This is a genomic window from Lactiplantibacillus sp. 30.2.29 (genome assembly GCF_018991255.1).
GTDB lineage: Bacteria > Bacillota > Bacilli > Lactobacillales > Lactobacillaceae > Lactiplantibacillus > Lactiplantibacillus pentosus.
This window is the reverse complement of the sequence record NZ_JAGYGU010000011.1, coordinates 70,641-85,332: the sequence shown is the minus strand read 5'-3', so window position 1 is coordinate 85,332 and position 14,692 is coordinate 70,641. Positions and strand designations below refer to the sequence as shown.

The 14,692-nt window shown below is 43.3% G+C and carries 16 protein-coding genes; 11 read left to right on the top strand and 5 right to left on the bottom strand.

Annotated elements, in window-relative coordinates:
* Positions 1-199: 199 nt before the first annotated feature.
* Positions 200-595: a hypothetical protein gene (locus KGF65_RS07730; RefSeq protein ID WP_031267561.1), complete on the bottom strand. Its 396-nt coding sequence runs from the start codon at positions 593-595 to the stop codon at positions 200-202.
* 301 nt (positions 596-896) lie between these two features.
* On the opposite strand from KGF65_RS07730, the gene yjeM reads away from it, so the two are divergent.
* The 4 genes from yjeM to KGF65_RS17275 all read left to right on the top strand — a co-directional run bounded on the left by yjeM (position 897) and on the right by KGF65_RS17275 (position 4,231).
* Positions 897-2,381, top strand: coding sequence for a glutamate/gamma-aminobutyrate family transporter YjeM (yjeM, locus tag KGF65_RS07725; RefSeq protein ID WP_088770729.1), 1,485 nt, complete (start codon positions 897-899; stop codon positions 2,379-2,381).
* 175 nt (positions 2,382-2,556) lie between these two features.
* The gene (locus KGF65_RS07720; protein ID WP_216748216.1) at positions 2,557-3,384 is read left to right on the top strand and encodes a helix-turn-helix domain-containing protein; all 828 of its coding nucleotides are present in this window, start codon (positions 2,557-2,559) and stop codon (positions 3,382-3,384) included.
* A gap of 294 nt (positions 3,385-3,678) precedes the next feature.
* Entirely contained in the window at positions 3,679-4,107 is a 429-nt protein-coding gene (locus tag KGF65_RS07715) for an SRPBCC family protein (RefSeq protein WP_101872868.1), read from the top strand.
* The gene (locus KGF65_RS17275) at positions 4,097-4,231 is read left to right on the top strand and encodes a hypothetical protein (RefSeq protein WP_257790728.1); all 135 of its coding nucleotides are present in this window, start codon (positions 4,097-4,099) and stop codon (positions 4,229-4,231) included. Before KGF65_RS07715 ends, KGF65_RS17275 begins: the two co-directional genes overlap by 11 nt.
* Positions 4,232-4,322: 91 nt before the next feature.
* On the opposite strand, the gene KGF65_RS07710 is transcribed toward KGF65_RS17275, so the two are convergent.
* Positions 4,323-5,264: a magnesium transporter CorA family protein gene (locus KGF65_RS07710; protein WP_101872869.1), complete on the bottom strand. Its 942-nt coding sequence runs from the start codon at positions 5,262-5,264 to the stop codon at positions 4,323-4,325.
* Between the two features lie 190 nt (positions 5,265-5,454).
* On the opposite strand from KGF65_RS07710, the gene KGF65_RS07705 reads away from it, so the two are divergent.
* Positions 5,455-6,345 (top strand): SDR family oxidoreductase, encoded by an 891-nt coding sequence (locus KGF65_RS07705; RefSeq protein WP_101872870.1) that lies wholly within the window; start codon positions 5,455-5,457, stop codon positions 6,343-6,345.
* Positions 6,346-6,425: 80 nt separating this feature from the next.
* On the opposite strand, the gene KGF65_RS07700 is transcribed toward KGF65_RS07705, so the two are convergent.
* Together KGF65_RS07700 and KGF65_RS07695 are read right to left on the bottom strand one after the other, a co-directional pair.
* Positions 6,426-6,716, bottom strand: a complete 291-nt coding sequence (locus KGF65_RS07700; RefSeq protein ID WP_101872871.1) for a PTS sugar transporter subunit IIB — start codon at positions 6,714-6,716, stop codon at positions 6,426-6,428.
* Between the two features lie 23 nt (positions 6,717-6,739).
* Positions 6,740-7,213 carry a PTS sugar transporter subunit IIA gene (locus KGF65_RS07695; RefSeq protein WP_216748217.1) on the bottom strand — a complete coding sequence of 158 codons (474 nt, stop codon included), beginning with the start codon at positions 7,211-7,213 and terminating at the stop codon, positions 6,740-6,742.
* Between the two features lie 96 nt (positions 7,214-7,309).
* Here KGF65_RS07695 and KGF65_RS07690 point away from each other — a divergent pair, with 96 nt between their 5' ends.
* From KGF65_RS07690 to KGF65_RS07665, 6 genes are all read left to right on the top strand, one after another.
* Positions 7,310-8,167, top strand: coding sequence for a DeoR/GlpR family DNA-binding transcription regulator (locus KGF65_RS07690; protein ID WP_146127361.1), 858 nt, complete (start codon positions 7,310-7,312; stop codon positions 8,165-8,167).
* A gap of 15 nt (positions 8,168-8,182) precedes the next feature.
* Positions 8,183-9,529 carry a PTS galactitol transporter subunit IIC gene (locus KGF65_RS07685; protein ID WP_101872874.1) on the top strand — a complete coding sequence of 449 codons (1,347 nt, stop codon included), beginning with the start codon at positions 8,183-8,185 and terminating at the stop codon, positions 9,527-9,529.
* Positions 9,530-9,541: 12 nt separating this feature from the next.
* Positions 9,542-10,348 (top strand): SDR family oxidoreductase, encoded by an 807-nt coding sequence (locus KGF65_RS07680; protein WP_216748218.1) that lies wholly within the window; start codon positions 9,542-9,544, stop codon positions 10,346-10,348.
* Positions 10,349-10,361: 13 nt separating this feature from the next.
* Complete coding sequence (gene lacD, locus KGF65_RS07675; protein ID WP_101872876.1) at positions 10,362-11,372, top strand: tagatose-bisphosphate aldolase; 1,011 nt, start codon at positions 10,362-10,364, stop codon at positions 11,370-11,372.
* A gap of 72 nt (positions 11,373-11,444) precedes the next feature.
* Positions 11,445-12,401: a hexose kinase gene (locus tag KGF65_RS07670; protein WP_213472831.1), complete on the top strand. Its 957-nt coding sequence runs from the start codon at positions 11,445-11,447 to the stop codon at positions 12,399-12,401.
* Entirely contained in the window at positions 12,388-13,263 is an 876-nt protein-coding gene (locus tag KGF65_RS07665; RefSeq protein WP_216748219.1) for an aldose 1-epimerase family protein, read from the top strand. The genes KGF65_RS07670 and KGF65_RS07665 overlap by 14 nt, the downstream gene beginning before the upstream one ends.
* 149 nt (positions 13,264-13,412) lie before the next feature.
* On the opposite strand, the gene KGF65_RS07660 is transcribed toward KGF65_RS07665, so the two are convergent.
* On the bottom strand, positions 13,413-14,606 hold the full coding sequence (locus KGF65_RS07660) for an amidohydrolase (protein ID WP_101872879.1): 1,194 nt from the start codon (positions 14,604-14,606) through the stop codon (positions 13,413-13,415).
* Between the last annotated feature and the right edge of the window lie 86 nt (positions 14,607-14,692).

Sequence of the window (14,692 nt, the reverse complement as noted above, 5' to 3'; positions counted from 1 at the left end):
TAATGATATTTTTCACAATATCTAGTGATTAAGTAGGCGGTATCAGGTGCAATATTTAAAATTCAGTTGGCAGAATATGATTAAACTGGCGATCTATCACTTTAATATCTTAGAATATCAAAAACCACCCGTTCAACAATGATTCACAATCTCATTGCCAAACGCGCGGTTTTTAGTCTGAATGATTCAATTTTTGAGTTTAGTACCAGTGGTGATGTTGCCAGAATTTCTTGGCTTTGACCCAGGTGCCGTAGCGGCCTTTAACGTAGGTGTTGGCCCGCTTTTCCTGATTAACAGGGGATAAGTTACCATGTAAGTATGACCGCAATAGTTGGTAACGGCCGTAACATTTACCATTGCGCGCGGTATAACTGTAGCCAGATTCGCGATAGGCGATCCAGTTCTTTGCGGCCCGGTTAGCCTTGGAAAGCTTGGCGTTGATTTTCTTGATCTTTTGCGCCTGCGTCAGCTTTTTTGAGGCTTGCGCTGTAATTGTCGTTTGTGGAATCCAGCTGCTGGCAACGTTGACCATCATCCCGAAAGCGCAACCAATCAGTACCAGCCATAAAATTGATTTCAACCTAAAATTCTTCATCATGTATGTATACCCCGTTTTTACCCTTGATTTCGTCACTCGATTAACCTGATGACTGTAGAATACCCTAATTATGTTGCAGTTATGTTAAAACCAAGTTACTTAGTTATTAAATGAATATTTCCTTAATGAAATAGTTAGCGTCAATAATTATTTCTCAATGGAACAACTTAATAATTAGACCGATTATCACATGGAAAAATCATCCGATTGTTAGGAAAACTAAAGCGCTTTATTGCATGCTTACGGTAATCTTAAAATGAGCTAAGCTTTACAACAGTATAAAAGGGGAAGTGCAATAATGGCAACAAAAGATAATGAGAAGATTACGCTAATTGCATTAGTAATGATGATCTTCACCACCGTTTTTGGTTTTGCCAATAGTACGGTTGCGTATTATTTAATGGGCTATAGTTCTATTCTATTTTACCTGGTCGCTGCCGTGCTGTTCTTCATTCCGTTCGCACTGATGATGGCGGAATTTGGTGCCGCGGTCAAATCTGACAGCAGCGGGATGTACAAATGGTTGGAAGTGAGTGTTAACGCGAAATTCGCGTTCGTGGGGACCTTCATGTGGTTTGCGTCGTACATCATTTGGTTGGTGTCGACCTCTGCAAAGGTGTGGATTCCATTCACGACCATCTTCTTTGGAAGTGACCAAACTCAGCGTTTTGCCATGTTTGGTCTAAACGCCACGCAAATGATTGGGATTTTATCCTGTTTATGGATGGTGCTCGTCACCTTCATTTCAATCAAAGGGATGAAGGGCATTGTGCGGGTCACCAGTCTCGGGGGCTTGGCGGTCACCAGCTTGACTGCGATCCTATTAGTCGTGTCCGGCGTCGTTCTGGCGTTAAACCATGGTCAGTTCGCGCAACCCTTACAGCACGTGCTGACGTCACCTAACCCGAGCTATCAACATCCAGTCGGGTTACTCGGATTCGCAGTCTTCGCCATCTTTGCCTACGGGGGCCTAGAAGTGCTCGGTGGGATGGTTGATAAGACTAAGAATCCTGAAAAAACATTTCCACGGGGCATCATCATTTCAGCGATCGTGATTACGTTAGGTTACGGCCTGGGCATCTTCTGCTGGGGAATCAGCACGAACTGGCAAGCCGTCCTATCGAACCCAACGACCAACCTGGGGAATATTAGTTATGTCATGATGCAAAACTTGGGTTATGTCTTGGGACAATCACTCGGATTAAGTGCGGCCGCGGCCAAAACGTTAGGCCTGTGGTTTGCACGCTACACCGGGCTAGGAATGTTCCTCGCCTACAGTGGGGCCTTCTTCACGTTGACCTATTCGCCATTGAAAACGTTGATTTTGGGAACGCCTAAGGAACTGTGGCCGAAGAAGTTTACCCAACTCAACAAAGCGGGGATGCCTAGTTATGCCATGATGGTTCAATGTGTGATCGTCATTGTGATCATTCTGGTCGCCTCTTTCGCAACCACGGATGCGTCCGCATTTTATAACGTTTTGACGCTGATGGCGAACGTTTCAATGACGTTGCCATACTTGTTCTTGCTCTATGCGTTTCCAAAGTTCAAGGAAAATCAAAATATCATCAAACCGTTTGAAGTCTACAAATCTTTGACCTGGACCAAAATCATTAGCTGGGTCGTCTTTATTGTTGTGCTGGGTGCCAACGTCTTTACGTTGATCCAACCAATCCTAGAGACGGGCAAGTTTCAAAATACGATTTGGATGCTGGTCGGACCAATCGTGTTCGGGGTCGCCGGAATTATCTGGTACCAAGTGCGCGAACGGCATGTTAATTAAGTGAAATTCCAAAGTATCGTTTACTGGCCAAGGGGGTCGGGAAACGGTACTTTTTTTGACTGATTTTAGGCCTGTTTTAGTACACTAGGTCTAATAACCATCATTGGCTGAACGTTCGTAGCCCCAGTGGCCGTACCTGGTTGGATGGCAATCAAAAAGTGGAGGTGATGAACCGGTGCAAACTTTAGGAACGACACTTAAGTCCGCACGTCAAGCGCAACACCTGACCCAGCACCAAGTTGCGCAAGACATCTGTGCCCAGTCGATGTTGTCGGCCATTGAACATGACCGCTATGTGCCAAACGCCCGCTTGTTGTTAGCGTTGTGTCAGCGATTGAACGTCGCCGTCAGTGCTTTGAAATTGGCGGGTAATTTCGCCATCAGCGCTGATGCGAGTTTTAATCACCGTGTCGAAATGCTTTGTAACGCTCACCAGTATCAAGCGTTGAAGGACTTTCTACTGGCTCCGGCGACCTTAACTTACGTCCAAACAGATGAGCAGACGCAAGCTTATTACTATTATTTAGGAATCGCGTGCTGGCAAGTCGATGCGATGAGCGCTGACGCGATACAACACATCCAACTGGCGCTCGGAATGGCAACGCCGAATGCGCCGTTAACGACGCTTTCACGGTTGGCGCTGATTTCATTAGCAGTGTTCAAAACAGCCCATTACGCGGCCGCCCACGTTGAAACACTAGTGACACAGGCACTACAAGATATTGAAGCCGGCCCATATGAAGAAAACCTGAATATCGTCTACTATTTGGCCGGGTTAGTTGCTTATCAACAGCACGCTCCCGAATTAGCAATGAACCGTCTGACTGCTGGGATCGCTTTTGCGACTGCTCATAATTCACATTATATGCTGGCCAATTGTTATCAGCTACTTGCCCAGTTAGCCCTGGAAGCAAATGACACCACTGCAGCACAACAAGCTTCCGAGCGCTCAGCGGTGTTTCGCGAGCTGTTCCATGAGCAAGTGCATGATGAGTTCGGATAACCAGTGTTGGCTTTGCATTTGGTTATGAACATTGAATTAGTCATGATTAAAATATGCCAATTATTAATTTCAGAAGCAGCCGCTTAAGCTCATTTCCCACTAATTTTTCAACTATTTCACGCATAGTTTAGTTGTTTTTATCAGTATACTGATTTTCAATCATCTACAGGCGCGCGTACATTGTAACCACCAACTAACAAAACGGGCGGGACGATGTCAGTGGGCGTCACATTCATCAAGTGTGGTTGGTGCGGATGGGATGCAAGCATTGTTGCCGTCTTTGGAGGTTACATCATGACAAAGACTTTATTTACCAATCGCATTTTGGCACATGCCAGTTTAGCAACTGTTCGGCGCTTGTTAGCGGATCCATTGAATTTGCCAATGTGGGCGACTGCGGTAACCACTGTCGCACCAGCAATGGACGGTTACATGCTTGAGCGGGCTGGGGCTGGACTTAATCCGTCAGAACATTTGCGAGTAACGACGCATGATAACCAGGTCATCTACCAGGGTGTCGGCGACCAGCTTGCGTACCAAGTCACGTTTACGCTGACTGCGGATGCGAGCGGGCAGACCATGGTCGATGAGCAAGTCAGTTTACTGGAAGAGGCGCCGAGTTGGCTACCATTGCCATTAATTAAACCGGTGATGCAGCGAGACTTTCAGCGTAAACTCAACCAGTTTGCAGCACTCGCAGGGGCTCAGAATAATGACGATTAACGATGGCATCACGCTTATCAAGGTTTTCATCACGTGGTGGGCCGTGAGTTGGGTGTTGCGCGCATTATTGATTGGCGGTGCCGCCATGCTGATTTATTATCGGTGGTATCGGCATCAACGGTAGCGAAATCCGCCCGTTAAGTTGTGGAGACACACTTAACAGGCGGATTTTTTGTGCGCGGTGAGTCCTAATACGGAAACTTGGTTGATTGGTACTACTCCGAAAAGTCCTTGTTTTTCAAATGCACCCCGGCGACAATTGCGAGAACGGCTGACAGGCCGATGACGATCATGAAAGTCATGGGGCTATCTTCGCCGGGAAGACCGCCCGTATTCATTCCCCAAATTCCAGTAATCAAGGCCGGAATCGAAATAATCAGTCCAGCGGAGTCGAGGTATTTCATTAAGTGGTTGAGGCGATTGTCCATCATGTCGGAGAATAGCCCGCCAATCGTTTCAAGCAAATCTCGATAAGTGCGGACCAATTTATCGGCATAGCGTTGTTGCAATTCGATATCATACTGTAGCGCTTCGTTGTTCAATTTTTGTAAATAGTCGTCGTTATTGAACATCGCCTCAAGCGTTTTCGCCTGGTCTTGTAAGGTCTGGTCTAAGAACACCATCGTTCGTTGGGTGTTTGCCAGACGGAAGAGCTCATCGTTACGCGTCGTTTCGCGCGCCGCTTGGTCGAGTTCGTCAATCGTGGTTTTAAGCGCTGTCAATTCCATAACGTAGTGCTCGTAAATCTCGAGGATGGCGTAACTGACGAGTAATTCATTCGAGGTGATTTCGGTGGCATGTTGCTCAAGCAGGCGCTCGATAAAGGTCGAATCCTGACAGACGTACGTGATTAAAAATTGGTCGGCCACCACAAACGAGAGTGGTTCCAATCGTTCTTCGATGCTGTCGTCGGTCGCAGCGGAGAGGTTCGTCAGGACGAGCGAGTAACTGGTGGCAAAACGGGTGTGTTTCAGCTTTTTGAGTTCTGAAACTTCGACACCCTCATTGGCATTGTCGAAAATATTGGCGGGCAGCTCATAGGTGTCAATTACTTGCTGAGTTTCGTCGTCGCTCGCATCTTGGAGGACGATCCAGTTGGCGTTGTCACGAGAAGTGGTCGTAACGCCATCAGGTTGAATCAGGTAGTGGTCAATCATAACAATAGTGCTCCTTTCAAAGAGTCCGTGGGCAACAATCAACTTTTACAACGCCGTATTATGACAAGAATTTAGTTGAACGTAAAGAGATACACTAATAAAGATTGTTAGTATAAACTTATGCATTTGGCTGTCGTTTTGACGAAATTTCCGGTATGGTGTGTGTATTCAAATAAAGGAGGCCCACACAATGACACAACCAGATTTACATGATCCACGCAAGTTATACAAGACAGACGGTTTTGAGAAGCAGGACCAGCCGACGCCCGCATTACAGACGAAGATGCAACCTGAGCCAGACTGTGGCGAAGAAAGCTATCAAGGTCATGATAAGCTATTGAATCGCCGTGTCCTAATCACGGGCGGCGACTCGGGCATCGGGCGCGCCGCTGCAATTGCGTTTGCACGCGAAGGCGCGGACGTTGCGATTCAGTATTTGCCAGGTGAAGAAGCGGATGCCAAGCAAGTTGCCAAGCTGATTGAGTCAGCGGGGCGCAAGTCGCTTCTGTTGCCGTGTGATCTGAAGCAGGATGACGTCGCGGCTGATTTAGTCGACCAGACGATTGCGGCCTTTGGTGGCTTGGATACGCTGGTCTTGAATGCCGGTCAACAGATTTCACAGCCGTCACTTGAGAAATTACCAATTAAGCAAGTTCAGGAGACCTTCCAGGTGAACATCGTGGCGATGATGGCGATTGCGCAGGCGGCCCTGCCACACATGCCGGCTGGGGGCAGCATTGTGACGACCACGTCGATTCAAGCCTATTCGCCAAGTGGGCACCTGATGGACTACGCGGCGACTAAGGCGGCCATCAAAAACTGGACGATCAACTTCGCGGCAGAAGCGGCCGAAAAAGGGATTCGGGTCAATGGCGTCGCGCCGGGACCGATTTGGACACCATTACAATTGGATCAGGGGCAACCAATTGAAGCACTGCCGAAGTTCGGTCAGGATACGTTGTTAAAACGGGCTGGACAGCCAGCTGAATTGGCGCCAGTCTACGTCTTCCTGGCTTCTAACGACGCGAGCTATGTTACCGCCCAGATTTATGGGGTGACTGGTGGCGGGGTGATTAATTAGGATAAAAGATGAGATGCACAAAAGACCTAGTTGGGATAGCTAGGCCTTTTGCGTTTTATCAAGATTATTATATTGGAAAATTATTCTACGTTCAGTGTTTCGATAATCTCATCAACAGCATGATCTTCATTAATTCCTGTTAGAAATGATAATCCATTGATAACAGGTACGCCTACATCTTCTTTATACCGGGCAGTGGTGATAATCAAATCGTAATCGGAAGCCATTGATGGAATTTGTGGAATGGAAGTTTGTTCCATCGAAATATTATTCATATTGATACCACGCGCCTGTAGATCTTCTTCTAATTTATTACGTGCAACGGTTGAAGTGGCAATTCCGGATCCACATGCAACAAGAATTTTTTTCATTTTATTTTACTCTCCTTTTGAATCTAGACGTTAAGTGCCGAAAAAGTGCTTTTTAAATCAATGAACAGATCATTATTGTTTTCATAGCTTAATAATTTTTCTAAGTGCGACTGATCTTGGACGATTTTCATTAACTCCTTGAGTAATTTGACTTGTCCATGTGGTTCATTAATGGCTAGTGTGAAAATTATTGAAGCTTCAAGTTCACTTTCAGGATCAGCCATATTATTGAATTTGACGGGTGTTGTTAGAGTTGCTACTGCAATACCTGAATAATTAACGTTTTGCCAGTCTGCATGAGGAATTGCAACCTTAACCTTTCCAGTTGGTAAGCCAGTCGGAAACGACTTTTCACGTTCTAATAAGGCAGGTTTAAACGACGCTTTTACATAATCATTATCTGTTAGTTGATCGGCAAGAAAGGACAATGCAGTGGTGCGGTCGCTAAACTTCATTCTGGGAAAAATTAATTTTTGGTTGATAAAATCATAGGCCATACAATCATCTCCACTTATTTTGATAAAGTTTTCTAGAATAAATCAGAATTAACTTTCAGGTATATGATAGCGCTTTCTTAATCTGCTTGCAACACATTGCAAAAAAATATTTTGCAATGTGTTGCATTTTTTGACAAACGTGGTATGTTTAGTTATGAAAATATTTTCGAATTAAGTATTAGAGGTGGCCACGTTATGAATGGTAAGGAAAGACAAAATCAGATTTATAAGATGCTTCGTGAAGATGGCAGTGTTAAAATTCACGATTTAAGTGAGCAATTTGATGTTACGCGAGAAACTGCACGTCGAGATTTATATGAGTTATCACAGTCAGCTGCAATCAAGATTATTCGTGGTGGTGCCGTGTTAGACATGGTCAACCACGAAACTGCTTATGCTAAGCGTTTAAATACCAATATTTTTGCTAAAGAGGCAATTGCAAAAGCGGCTACAGGAATTGTTAATGACGGAGATACTATATTTTTAGACTACGGTACGACTTGCTTACAAATTGCAAAAGCACTTAGTCATCACAAAAATTTATCTATTGTCACTAATTCTCTACCGATTGTTAATTATCTGTATAAATTCGATGACATCAATGTTTTTGTTTTAGGAGGTGATGTGCGTAAGAACGAAGAATCACTTTATGGGAATGTTGCTATCGCAGCAATTAGAAGCTTAAGTTTCAACATTGGATTCTTTTCTGGGAGCGGACTGACTGCCAAGAGTGGATTGACCAATCATCATCGAGGAGAAGCCGCCATTAGCCGGGCAGCAATTGCTCAATGTGAACGTGTTGTAGTTGGCATTGATCATTCTAAATTAGGTTTGGTTTATCAGAATCGAATAGCAGATCTAGATGAGATTGATACACTAATTGTTGACGATTTAGATTCGAAGCAAGGGGAAAGATTAAAAGAGAGTGGGATTGATATTCAAGTTGCTAATTAGAAATGAGGTGGAATAATGCAAGTTATACAGTATATTGTTAATCTAGGTGCGAGTGTCATGATTCCTATTGTGATCTTCATTTTGGGCTTATTGTTAGGCCAAGGAATTGGTAAGTCATTAAAGTCTGGAATTTCAATTGGGATTGGTTTTGTTGGAATCAACCTTGTTATTTCATTATTGACCAACAATTTAGGCAAGGCAGCCGAAGCAATGGCTAAAAATTTTAATTTGGGATTAAATGTGATTGATATTGGCTGGCCAGGTACATCGCCAATGGCATGGGGATCAAATATGGGACTGATTGCAATTCCAGTTGCTATTGGTGTAAACGTACTAATGTTGGTTACTCGACAAACTAAAGTGGTAAATGTTGATATTTGGAATATTTGGCATATGGCATTTACTGGTGCAATTGTGCAAATTGCAACTGGAAGCTTTGTTTGGGGAATTATTGGTATTTGTGTACATGCAGCAATTGCTTACAAATTAGGTGATATTTTTAAGCCAGTTACAGATGGTTATTTTGGTCTAGAAGGAATTTCGATTCCACACGGTACATCTGCTTATATGGGGATTTTCGCTAAGCCAATCGATGATTTAATTGAACGGATTCCAGGATTAAATAGGATTAATTTGACGTCGGAAACTGTGGAGAAAAAGCTTGGAGTGCTGGGCCAACCATCAATTGTTGGTGCATTTCTAGGATTTGTAATTGGATTACTCGCAAAGTTTACAATTGGAAAGTCATTGCAACTGGCGATTCAAATGGCTGCTGTTATGGTCTTAATGCCAGTAGTCGTCAAATATATCATGGAAGGTCTTATTCCTATTTCCCAAAGCGCTAAAAAGATTATGGATAAGCGCTTCAAGGGTGGCAACTTTACAATTGGTATGGATCCTGCTTTATTACTTGGAGACTCTAATGTGATTGCAACATCCTTGTTATTTGTTCCGTTGACTATTCTTATTGCAATGCTTATGCCTGGTAATAAGATTCTACCGTTTGGAGATTTGGCGACAATTGGTTTCTTTATAGCAATTGCCACCGGTGTGCATCATGGAAATGTTTTCAGAACCTTAATTTCTGGGACTGTTATCATGACCATCACGTTGTGGATCTCTAATCAAATGTGGACATTACAAGATAGGCTAGGAAGAGCAACTGGCGTATTAGCAGCTGGCAAAAAAGTTTCTTCTCTAGATCAAGCTGGCAGTCCAATTACCTATTTACTGACTAAGGGCTTTACCCTGGAGATGAGCATTGGGTTTGTGATTATTTTAGTTCTGTTTGTAAGCGCTTTTATCTACACGTATATTTCATACAAACGCAGTCGATTATATAAAGATAATACTGAACAATAGGAGGATTATATTATGCAAACTGAAGATTGGCTTGGATTAAAAGATCGAGTGATTATTGTAACTGGTGGATCGTCAGGTATCGGTAACGCAATCGTTGAGTCATTGCTCAATGCTGGTGCCAAGGTCGTGGATGCAGATTTACATCCAAGTAAGATTCAAGATGAAAATCTAGCTTTTGTACAGACTGATGTTACATCGAAAGATGCAGTGGATAATATGGTTTCTGAATCAATTAAAAATTTTGGAACCGTTGATGGCGTCGTCAACAATGCAGGGATTAACATTCCGCGTATTTTGGTGGATCCAACCGATCCAGACGGTAAGTATGTAATTAATGAATCAAATTATGAAAAAATGTTCGATGTTAATGTCAAGAGCGTATTTTTAGTGTCGTCAGCAGTTGCTAAGGTTCTAGTAAATAAAAAACATGGCGTGATTGTAAATATGTCATCTGAATCTGGCCTTGAGGGTTCACAAGGTGCAAGCATGTATTCTGGAACCAAAGGTGCAATCAATGGCTTTACACGTGCGTGGTCTAAGGAATTAGGCCAATACAATGTTCGAGTTGTGGGCGTCGCACCAGGGGTGTTAGAAGCTACTGCTTTAAGGACTTTATCATACGAGGAAGGCTTGGCATATTCACGACATGAAACTATTGAAGAATTACGGGCAGGATATGCTAAGACATCAACTATTCCATTAGGTCGAAGCGGAAAATTGAGTGAAGTTGCCAATCTAGTGACATACTTTTTGTCTGATCGTTCGAGTTATATGACAGGTCAAACTGTCAATGTGTCTGGTGGAAAATCACGGGGTTAGGAGTAGATAAATTATGGCTTTGATTGTAAGTGAAAATAAGTACAGTGCGTTACAACGTTTGTCTAATGATCAAGATATCATTGCTGCATTAGCAATTGATCAACGGGGATCATTAAAAAAAATGCTTACCACTAAAAGCGGTAAGCCAGCAACTACGAATGATGTTATTAACTTTAAAAAGGCTATTTCTGAAGAACTAACACCGTTTGCTTCGTCAATTTTATTAGACCCAGAATATGGGCTGCCAGCATCAGAATTGCGGGATTCTAATGCAGGTCTACTAATGGCGTACGAAAAGACTGGATATGATATCACCGAACCGGGACGCTTTCCCGATTTACTAACACAGTGGTCAATCAAACGCTTGAAAGAAGCAGGCGTAGATGCTGTTAAATTCTTATTATATTATGATGTTGACGAAAGTCAAACTGTCAATGAACGCAAACAAGCATTTGTTGAGCGTGTAGGTGCTGAAGCAGCAGCTAATGATTTACCATTTTTCTTAGAATTACTCACATATGATGCAAATATTGATGATGTAAAATCTGCTGAATATGCGAAAGTAAAACCGCACAAGGTTATCGAAACCGTTAAGGAGTTTTCAGACCCTAAGTATGGTGTTACTGTGCTAAAAGTTGAAGTTCCTGTAAACATGGCCTATGTCGCAGGGTTTACGGATAAAGATGTCGATGCAGTGTACTCACAGGATGAAGCAGCCCATTACTTTAAGGAAGAAAGTGATGCTACAAATCTTCCGTTCATCTTTCTGAGTGCAGGCGTTTCAAATGAAATGTTTCTTGAAGAACTAAAATTTGCTAGCCAGGCAGGCTGTAAATTTAATGGTGTCTTATGTGGACGTGCAACTTGGAAGCATAGTACGCAGCTATTCGCCAATGAGAGTGATGACGCAGGACGTAAATGGCTACAAACTGAAGGCAAGGAAAATATTGAGCGCTTGAACCAGGTGTTGGCTGAAACAGCAACGCCATGGACTACTAAGGTTGCTGTAATGCAGTATATCTAGACGCTTAGAAAGAACGTCTAATAACTAAGGTTGTTAGACGTTCTTTGGTATTGATGATATGGGGTGAAGGCAATGATTTTAACGGTAACCATGAATCCATCAGTTGATATGGCATATACATTAAATCATCTGAATTTGAATGATGTAAATAGAGTAAGCAAAGTGAACAAAACTGCAGGCGGAAAGGGACTCAATGTCACCCGAGTAATTTCAACGATGGGGCAGTCTGTTGTTGCGACTGGAATGTTGGGTGGGCATTTTGGTGCCTATATTAAAGATCATTTAGATAGTGATCAAATCGATAATGAGTTTTATATGATTAAACAGGAATCACGTAATTCAATTGCAATTCTACATGATAGTGGCGATCAAACAGAATTATTAGAACAAGGACCAACTATTTCCGAAAATGATCAAGTCACTTTTAAAAAGTTTTTCAAAAGAATGCTGTGCGACTATTCATTGATAACAATGTCAGGGTCGTTACCTCAAGGGGTGGCAAGTGATTTCTATGCACAGTTGATTACAATTGGAAAGCAGGAACGCTGTAAAGTTTTACTAGATTCTTCTGGAGAATCGTTGATGGATGCAATAACAGCTCCTGCAAAACCAATGTTGATTAAACCAAATGAAGCAGAGCTACAAGCGCTTGTTAATCAACATATTGATGTTACTAATGATTCCATGCTTGTAAAGACATTGAGTAAGCCGATTTTTTCAGGAATTGAATGGATTGTTGTTTCATTAGGAGCCAAAGGTGCATTTGCTAAACATCAAGACAATTTTTATCGTGTTCGTATTCCCAAAATTAAAGTGAAAAATCCAGTTGGCTCGGGCGATTCAACGCTGGCTGGGTTAGCAATGAAGCTTGATGATGGTGCGCCAGCAGTGGATGTGTTGAAAAACGGTATGACCATGGGATTGTTAAACACCATGCAAGAAAAGACAGGGTGCGTAGATCCAGACCAATATCAAAAATATTATGATATGGTCGAAGTTAACGAGGTGATGGCAAGTGCAGACAATTAAAATTACTAATGAGAAAATTCGTGTTGTTATTAGTAATTTAGGTGCAGAAATCCAGTCTGTAGAGCTACTTGAGAGTGGCGTAAATGTTATTTGGAATGATGTGAATCAGCAATATTGGCAACGACATGCTCCCATTCTATTCCCGATTATTGGCCGCTTAAATGACAATTCGTATAAATATCGAGGTCGGAAATATGAGTTGAACCAGCATGGGTTTTTGCGGGATCAAGAATTTCAAGTGATAGCCAGTGACTATAACTTTGTGAAATTGCAGAGTGTCTCTAGTTTGAAAACGTTGGCAAAATACCCGTTCGATTATCGTTTTGAAGTACTATATCAATTAGTGGATAATCGTTTAGAGATTTGTTACCAGATTGAAAATGTAGATGATAACACGATGTATTATTCATTAGGCTTACACCCCGGTTTTAATATTAAAGGAACACTGGATCACTACCAGTTGATTTTTGAACCGCGGATTAAAGAAATTAGACGACTGCGGGTCAATCCTGCGCCATTTATAAATGGAACTAGTTCGTTGGAAACGTTAGAAAATGGCGTCTTTCCACTTAGTTATTCGCTATTGAACCAGGGATTAGTAATAGTAGATACAGAAAATTTAGAAAGTGTAAGTCTATCCAATCTTTCTAGTGTCAATCAGATTGAAATTTCACTTGCTGATTTTCCATATCTAGCAATCTGGTCACCGGAAAATCAAAATGCACCATTTGTGTGTGTTGAACCTTTTAGGGGGCTTCCCGATTTATATGGACAACCTCGAAATTTGCAAGATAAATTAGGTATTCAATCAATTTTAAGTGGACAAATAGACAAAATCAAAACTTCTCTGACATTCAGTTAAGATGCAATCTAATAAGATTGTTTTTCCAGTTTGAGAATTATCTAGGATTGATAAGAAACGTCAAACATAACAAAAAACGATGCCGCCAGTATCACAGCGCAAACGCTCGTGACTGGAGGTATCGTTTTTTACATATTAATGAAAAAATCTCAATCTTCTGGCGCCATCAACAACGCCAACGTCGCACTGCCCATCGCCTTAGCCGCAATCAGCAGGCAATCTTCATTCATCATGAAGTCGGGACTGTGGTGCGGATGATTTTCACCAGGCGCCGTTTGACAACCCGCGTAGATGAAGCTGCTGAGCTTGGCCTGAGCGAAGTAGGCGAAGTCTTCGGAAGGGTCTTGTGGACCGCAGTCAAAGATTTTTGTGATTTCGGGGATGTCGGCGGAACGGATACTGTCAATCACTTGTTGCGTCAAGGCGGCATCATTCATCAGTACCGGATAGTTGTCGTCGTAATTCATATCGACTTGCACGCCAAAGGTTGCACCGACACCATTTGCGATTTGAGTAATCTGGTCGCGCAAGGTTTGGCGCGTGTCCTCGTTCATCAGGCGGACGTCACCTTTCAGCTGGACTTGTTCTTTGATGGCGTTGAACGAGCCGACGCCATCAAACGAGCCAATCGTGACGCTCCCGGTATCGAAGGGATCGATGCGGCGGGACACCACGGTTTGTAAGGCGGTCACAAAGTAGCTCCCAGCGACGATCGCATCATTTGAAAGGTGTGGCATGGACGCATGACCGCCCTTGCCAGTAAACGTGACTGTAAAATTGGCGCGGCCCGTCTGCGCAGCATTCAAATGGTAGCCGATGGAACCGGTCGGCATGCTGCTCATCACGTGGAGCCCTAGGACGTGGTCGATACCGTCGAGAACGCCCGCGGCTAACATTGATTTGGCACCACCGGGCGAGACTTCTTCGGCAGGCTGATGGATGATGCGCACCCGACCGTGTAACTGCTCTTTCAGATTTGAGAGCGTTCTTGCCAAAATCATCAGGTACGCGGTATGACCATCGTGGCCGCACGCATGCATGACATTAGGCGTTTGCGATTTGAATGGTAAGTCGTTGACTTCCTGAATAGCGAGCGCATCGAAGTCTGCGCGTAAGGCCAGTTGGGGGCCGGGATGCCCGCTATCAATGTCCACAACGAATCCGTAGCCATCACCATAATCAGTCGTGGTCAGGCCCAAGTCTTGATAGAATTGTTTGAGATACGCCGCGGTCGCTTTTTCGTGAAATGAAACCTCGGGGTGGGCGTGTAAATGCCGTCGAATCTTAATCATCTCGGGTTCAGCGGCAGTCAGTTGTTGCATTAATTGGTCTTGAAGGTGCATGCCAGTATCATCCTTTCTGTCTTGACGAGTAGGTATCAAGCAGGAATACCAAAGTAAATTTGGCAGCCGTTTGATCCAACACTACC

Coding starts and splice junctions, on each gene's coding strand:
- KGF65_RS07700 (WP_101872871.1), bottom strand. CDS start 6,716: ATGAAAAAAATTCTTGTTGCATGTGGATCCGGAATTGCCACTTCAACC.
- KGF65_RS07685 (WP_101872874.1), top strand. CDS start 8,183: ATGCAAGTTATACAGTATATTGTTAATCTAGGTGCGAGTGTCATGATT.
- yjeM (WP_088770729.1), top strand. CDS start 897: ATGGCAACAAAAGATAATGAGAAGATTACGCTAATTGCATTAGTAATG.
- lacD (WP_101872876.1), top strand. CDS start 10,362: ATGGCTTTGATTGTAAGTGAAAATAAGTACAGTGCGTTACAACGTTTG.
- KGF65_RS07710 (WP_101872869.1), bottom strand. CDS start 5,264: ATGATTGACCACTACCTGATTCAACCTGATGGCGTTACGACCACTTCT.
- KGF65_RS07705 (WP_101872870.1), top strand. CDS start 5,455: ATGACACAACCAGATTTACATGATCCACGCAAGTTATACAAGACAGAC.
- KGF65_RS17275 (WP_257790728.1), top strand. CDS start 4,097: ATGACGATTAACGATGGCATCACGCTTATCAAGGTTTTCATCACGTGG.
- KGF65_RS07715 (WP_101872868.1), top strand. CDS start 3,679: ATGACAAAGACTTTATTTACCAATCGCATTTTGGCACATGCCAGTTTA.
- KGF65_RS07670 (WP_213472831.1), top strand. CDS start 11,445: ATGATTTTAACGGTAACCATGAATCCATCAGTTGATATGGCATATACA.
- KGF65_RS07695 (WP_216748217.1), bottom strand. CDS start 7,213: ATGGCCTATGATTTTATCAACCAAAAATTAATTTTTCCCAGAATGAAG.
- KGF65_RS07680 (WP_216748218.1), top strand. CDS start 9,542: ATGCAAACTGAAGATTGGCTTGGATTAAAAGATCGAGTGATTATTGTA.
- KGF65_RS07730 (WP_031267561.1), bottom strand. CDS start 595: ATGAAGAATTTTAGGTTGAAATCAATTTTATGGCTGGTACTGATTGGT.
- KGF65_RS07660 (WP_101872879.1), bottom strand. CDS start 14,606: ATGCACCTTCAAGACCAATTAATGCAACAACTGACTGCCGCTGAACCC.